Source organism: Desulfovibrio sp. (genome assembly GCF_035644575.1).
In the GTDB taxonomy this organism is placed as follows: domain Bacteria; phylum Desulfobacterota; class Desulfovibrionia; order Desulfovibrionales; family Desulfovibrionaceae; genus Desulfovibrio.
The window spans coordinates 1-5444 of the sequence record NZ_DASQOG010000233.1 but is presented as its reverse complement, the minus strand read 5'-3'; the positions used below and the strand labels follow the sequence as shown (position 1 = coordinate 5444).

The 5444-nt window shown below is 58.7% G+C and carries 6 protein-coding genes; 2 read left to right on the top strand and 4 right to left on the bottom strand.

Annotation, left to right across the window (positions count from 1 at the left end):
- Nucleotides 1-52 precede the first annotated feature (52 nt).
- Entirely contained in the window at nt 53-481 is a 429-nt protein-coding gene (locus VEZ52_RS13150; protein WP_324837215.1) for a hypothetical protein, read from the top strand.
- A 273-nt stretch (nt 482-754) separates the two neighbouring features.
- A complete protein-coding gene (locus VEZ52_RS13145; RefSeq protein WP_324837214.1) occupies nt 755-1564 on the top strand; it encodes a DJ-1/PfpI family protein in 810 nt (269 codons plus the stop codon).
- 143 nt (nt 1565-1707) lie between these two features.
- Here VEZ52_RS13145 and VEZ52_RS13140 read toward each other — a convergent pair whose 3' ends face one another.
- The 4 genes from VEZ52_RS13140 to VEZ52_RS13125 all read right to left on the bottom strand — a co-directional run bounded on the left by VEZ52_RS13140 (nt 1708) and on the right by VEZ52_RS13125 (nt 5308).
- On the bottom strand, nt 1708-2913 hold the full coding sequence (locus VEZ52_RS13140; protein WP_324837213.1) for an FprA family A-type flavoprotein: 1206 nt from the start codon (nt 2911-2913) through the stop codon (nt 1708-1710).
- Nucleotides 2914-3011: 98 nt separating this feature from the next.
- Nucleotides 3012-3149, bottom strand: a complete 138-nt coding sequence (locus VEZ52_RS13135; RefSeq protein WP_022657703.1) for a rubredoxin — start codon at nt 3147-3149, stop codon at nt 3012-3014.
- Between the two features lie 80 nt (nt 3150-3229).
- Nucleotides 3230-3610, bottom strand: a complete 381-nt coding sequence (locus VEZ52_RS13130) for a desulfoferrodoxin (RefSeq protein WP_022657704.1) — start codon at nt 3608-3610, stop codon at nt 3230-3232.
- Between the two features lie 222 nt (nt 3611-3832).
- On the bottom strand, nt 3833-5308 hold the full coding sequence (locus tag VEZ52_RS13125; RefSeq protein WP_324837212.1) for a phosphodiester glycosidase family protein: 1476 nt from the start codon (nt 5306-5308) through the stop codon (nt 3833-3835).
- Nucleotides 5309-5444: the final 136 nt, after the last annotated feature.

Here is a 5444-nt window from a genome sequence, read left to right as displayed (position 1 = left end):
CGAGCTGGCGTAAGGAGGCAATGGGCGAAATGCCCACCCAAGGAGGAACTTTATGCGTATGAAATATGTGTTGAAACCGTTGGCGCTGAGCGCCCTTGCCGTGGGCCTGCTCTTTGTGGGCACCCCTGCCGTGCAGGCGGCTCAGAATGGAGATGCCCCCCAAGGGTATAAACAGAAGGGCGACCGTGACGGACGTCAGGACGCTGATCGTGGCGGGCGCCATTATGACCGCAAGGACAGCAAGAACCAACCCAATGGGCGCATGGACGGACGCCACGACAACCGCAGCGCGCAGGGCGAAAAAATGGGCAAGCCCCGCTACGACAACGACAAGGGCGACCGCCGCAGCCCCCGTGGCGACGAGATGGGCCGCCCGCGCGATGACCGCCGTCCCCCGCGCGACATGCAGCAGCGCGACTCCCAGAAGGGGCAGCGCCCCGCTGCGCGCCCTGCCGACAATGACGACGACGTGCGCAATTAGTTCTGGGGAGTTCCCCTGCTAGGATTTGGGCGGTGTGTTCTGCATGCCGCCAGTCACGATAAAAGCCTTCCGCTTCGGAGGGCTTTTTGTTTGGTTTGCGCTCCCGCCTTTTGGTGCACGCATCTATATATTTTTTCACCTTGGTACGCTGGCGTCGCCATTGGCAGAAAGGGCAAGTTTATTGTCATTGTTGCCAGCCACGGCCATGCCTTAGGATGGGTGCATAACTTCAACGCCGGGGTGTTCCATTGCCCGGCAAACAAGGAGATGTGTATGCACCAGAATATTCAGCGCCGTCTGCAGCCACTGGCCCTTTTGCTGGCGCTGTTTGCAGCGTTCTGGCCCATTGGCGTGCAGGCGCAGGCCGGGCAAGCATCCGCTCAGGTGGAAAACGGCGATATGTACGATGCCGTTCCCAAGCCTGCCTCAAGGCAGCTGACACTTGGCGTTTTGCTCTTCCCCGGATTTGAGATGCTGGACGCCTATGGCCCCATGGAAATGTGGGGCAGCCTCAAAAATGCCCCCGCCAGATTTTGGGGAGAAGAATCAGACCGCGTGGATATCAGGCTCGTGACGGTAGCGGCGCAGAAGGGGCCGGTGGCTTCCAATCAGGGGCCAAAAACGCTGGCGGAATACAGCTATGCTGACGCCCCTGCACTGGACTATCTGCTTGTCCCAGGCGGCATAGGCCTTATCCCCTTGTTGCAGGACAAAGCAACCCTGAACTGGGTACGGGCGCAGGCCAAAAACACCAAGCTCGTCATGTCTGTGTGCAACGGGGCTTCACTGCTTGCCGCAGCCGGGCTGTTGGACGGCAGGCTTGCCACCACCAACAAGATGGCGTTCAAGGCTTCCATTGCGCCGGGCCCCAAGGTGCGCTGGGTCGCCAAGGCCCGCTGGGTTGACGGCGGTTCGGTTGTGACGTCGTCGGGAGTTTCTGCCGGTATGGACATGACCATCGCGGTCATAGCCCGCCTGTTTGGTCAGCCGTTGAGCGACTGGGTGGCGCTTGTGACGGAGTACGAGCCCCACCGTGACCCTTCCTGGGATCCTTTTGCCGCAAAGGCTGGACTGGCGGAATAGTATGGTCTGATTAACGTGTGCCGCAGGCGTCGGTTTGGGCCTGCATGATTGTGCACAGCCGTCCGGTACAGGCATGCGCGCCATAAAAAACAGCAGCGCCCGCATCTGCGGGCGCTGCTGTTTTTAGTCAGGGCAGGCTGGGCTTAGCCCTGGCATTTTTTCTTAAGGGCTTCGGCAATGGTAACGCCCATCTGGCGGCAGGCCTTGAGGGCCTCGTGATCGGGCCGCCAGTTGCACTTCACGGGTTCAGCGGGCATTTCCATGTTCATGGAGGCAAGCTGCTCGTGCAGGAACTTGGGGCCTTCGCCCGACCAGCCGTAGGAGCCAAACGCGCCGCCAATGCGGTTCAGGGGGCGCAGGCCCTTCATGTATGTAAGCTGGGCGGCTACGAGAGGCAGCACGGTGTTGTTGTGGGTGGGCGAACCGGCAATGACCGCGCCGCAGTCTGCCAGTTCGGTCATGACGGCGCTGTGGTGGTTCTGCTTCACGCTCATGATGCGCGTGGGAACGCCGTTTTCTTCCAGGCCGCTGCAAATGGCGTAGGCCATGGTTTCTGTGGACTGCCACATGGTGTCGTAAAAAACGAGCGCGCGCTGCTGGGGTTTCTGCTCGGCCATGGCGCGGTACATGTCGATAATGCCGCGCACGGCCTTTTCACCCCTGTGGATGAGGCCATGGTCAGGGGCGATCATGTCGATATCGAGCTTTTCGACCACGGGCAGGGTCTTGAGAACCATGGGGGAGTAGGGCAGCACGATGTTGAAGTAGTATTCCTTGACGCGGCGCGTGTATTCGCCGTCATCGCCGAACTCGTCAACAAAGCGGGCGGAGCTGGCGATGTTCTGACCAAAGATGTCGTTGCTGACCAGCAGTTTGTCTTCGGGAATGTAAGAAACCATGCTGTCGGGCCAGTGCAGCATGCGGGTTTCCTGAAACACGATGGTGCGCTTGCCGATGTTGATGCTGTCGCCGCTCTTCACTGCCTGCACGGGCCAGTTTTTGCAGTCAAAATAGCCAGCCATCGACTTGAGGCCGGTCTGCGACACAAAAATTTTTTCCGGCTTGCAACGCTCAATAATGGCTTCCAGCGCGCCGGCGTGGTCCAGTTCCATGTGGTTGCAGATGATGTAGTCGATCTTTTCCGGCTCAAGCACCTGGGCCATGCGGCACAGCAGGGTGCCCTCGCAGCCCGAGGCGACGGTATCAAGCAGGACGTTTTTTTCGTCCTTGATCAGGTAGGCGTTGTAGGTCGAACCATCAGGCGAACGGGAATAACCGTGAAAATCCCTGTGATCGTAGTCGACAAAGCCGACCCAGAAAATATCTTTTTTTATTTCTACTGGCTGCATGGTGTGTCTCCGCAGTGTTGGGGAATCCCCTTCTATAAAAATCCCCGCCCTGCCTTAGGGCAAGGCAAAGCGGGGGAAAGAACGGGGAAAGAAAAAAATTAGGCAGGGGTGAACTGGTCTTTACCCACGCCGCAAACGGGGCAGGTCCAGTCATCGGGCAGATCTTCAAAAGGCACGTTGTCGTTTTCAGCGGGGTCGTATTCGTAGCCGCAAACGCCGCAAACATACTTTTGCATGGCATGTCTCCTGAATATATAATTGTGGCTTGATGCCGGTGTAACAAATGGGAACCGCGCGGTTCCTACATCAGAAAAAACTAGTTTTCCGCCTTCCAGTGACCGTGAAGATTGCAGTATTCGCGGGCGGTAACCTTGGCAGCGTCAATGGCAAAGAAGGCTTCGGGCGCGTCGCCGGGCTTCAGGAACTTGGTGTAGCTCCTGCCGTCGGCCAGCAGCTCGATCCATTCAATGTAGTGCTTTTCTTCCATGGGGTGGGCAACGCTGCCGACCTTGACCATGTAGCCGCCATCAACTTTTTCGATGACAGGCACGTGCTTTTCAAGGGCGCCGTCGGTTGCGCCTTCGACCATCAGCTTCATGGGATCGCCACAGCAGACGATGTCTGCGCCGCCGCCGTGGAGAACTTCAACGATATTGCCGCAGTGGGTACACTTATACACTTCGAGTTGCGTGGGCATGAGTCCCTCACTTGTTTTGACAGGTTAGTCTGGGGGAGGCGGCTGAGCATGCCTCAATCAGCGCGTTCAGCCCCTTACCAAGAAATATTGTGAAAGAAGTGGCTCCTGATGTAAAGTCTTTTTTTTAGCATTGATAATTATTATCAACAACTGGGAGGGAGTAGTGAGCTTGCGATAAGCGCATGAAAAGCCAATTTTCTGGAGTCTGAGCTGACCAATGAACTACTTGTTCTGCACCTTGGGCAAGCTTGCTCCTTCCGGGCTGGATGCCGGAGGGGCAAGGGAGGTTCCTGGTTCTGTGAGCGGGGCAGTAGGGGGAGCCGATTGTGCCTCAGAGGTCTTGAGTGCTTCAGACGGGGCAGGGGCGTTTGCTGCTGCGCCCTGGGCTTGCGCAGGTTGAGTTGCGTTTGCCGAAGCAGCCTCGGCGTCAGAAGCGGCTTCTGGCTTGGTGGGGGCAGCCACCTCGGGTGTTGTGTCTGAAGGAGTTTGTCCGGAGGGATTGGTCTGTGCCGGTTGCTCAGGCGTGTCGGTTGCGGGCTGTGCCTGATCCGCATTTGCTGCGGAGGCAGGCGCAGAAGCGGAAGGCGCTTGTATCTCCACAGGTGCTGCGGGTTTTGTGCCCGCGCCGCCGGGAGTGCCGCCAGCGTTGCCGCTGGAATTTTCTTCGCCGTTTTTGCGGCGCGCGCCAAGCACATTGGGCAGCACTGCCCGCAGGTCGCCAGTCACCAGCAGGCCGCTGGGGCTCAGACCCACAAGTTCACGGGTAAGCGCTGCGGAACGAACCAACAGGCCAGCCTGGCCCCCGCCTTCCACATACATGACGGTGCGCACGTTGAGGGGCAGGTGCAAAACCTGTTGCGCAAAGGAATAGGCTTCCACGGGCTGGCGACAGTGCATGAAGAGAATCTGCCCGTCTCCGTCCTGCGCCACTGCGGAAATGGAGTAGTGCGGGCCGCCGGGCGACCAGAGGATGCGCCTGTCGGCATTGATCATGCGGTAATTCTGAATCACAAGATCATAATGATCCATCTGCTGCCGCCACAGGGGGCTGTCGCGGTCAAGAATGGCTGCCTTGGGCAGCGTCGGTTCATCCGGCCCGGCCACAAAAAAAGCGCCGAAACGCTGTACCACGCGCCCGTTGTTCACATGCGAACCCTGACGCATGTAGCCTGTGCTGGTGGAAGCATCGGGCAGGTACATGCTGGCATTGATGGCCGCAACAAGGTTGTACTGCTCGCCCCACTGGTTCAGCTGGCGGGAGGGGCCGCCATCCTGCGAGCGGGAGCAGAGGGTAAAGTCAAACGCGGCAGGGTCTATACGCAGGACGGTGAGGCGGGCATCACCTTCGTTGAGCTGAAATTCGCCAAACAGGAGACCCGGTTCAAGCTCCCGCCAGTCGGCCCGGCCCTGAGCATCCACGCCGCCTCTGGCGGCTGCGTCGGCAGGCTGCATGGCGTGGGAGTCAGCGGCAAGCAATGCCGGGGCGGCAGGCAGCGCAGCCGCGTGGCCCTCGGCGGGCAATACTGCGCCTGGGGGCTGATTGCCCTGCTGATCTGGCGCGGCAAGGCCGGGGCGTGGCATGGTTATGGTGCAACAGACAATCAGGGCCGCCAGCCATGTTGGCGGCAGACTGCGGATAACCCGCCATGCGGGCCGGATTGCGTCCGTTGCTATAAAGAGAAACTGCCGGGTGTTCATGTCTTGCCGTCTATTTTTATTGTCCGTAACCTGCATTACGACCGCTTTTGCCATTTGGCAAGGTGCGATGGCACATTTTTATTGACATATCAATTTATCTTGATATAAACATAAACAATCACGCCGCAGTAATTTA

Coding starts and splice junctions, on each gene's coding strand:
- VEZ52_RS13145 (WP_324837214.1), top strand. CDS start 755: ATGCACCAGAATATTCAGCGCCGTCTGCAGCCACTGGCCCTTTTGCTG.
- VEZ52_RS13130 (WP_022657704.1), bottom strand. CDS start 3,610: ATGCCCACGCAACTCGAAGTGTATAAGTGTACCCACTGCGGCAATATC.
- VEZ52_RS13125 (WP_324837212.1), bottom strand. CDS start 5,308: ATGAACACCCGGCAGTTTCTCTTTATAGCAACGGACGCAATCCGGCCC.
- VEZ52_RS13135 (WP_022657703.1), bottom strand. CDS start 3,149: ATGCAAAAGTATGTTTGCGGCGTTTGCGGCTACGAATACGACCCCGCT.
- VEZ52_RS13140 (WP_324837213.1), bottom strand. CDS start 2,913: ATGCAGCCAGTAGAAATAAAAAAAGATATTTTCTGGGTCGGCTTTGTC.
- VEZ52_RS13150 (WP_324837215.1), top strand. CDS start 53: ATGCGTATGAAATATGTGTTGAAACCGTTGGCGCTGAGCGCCCTTGCC.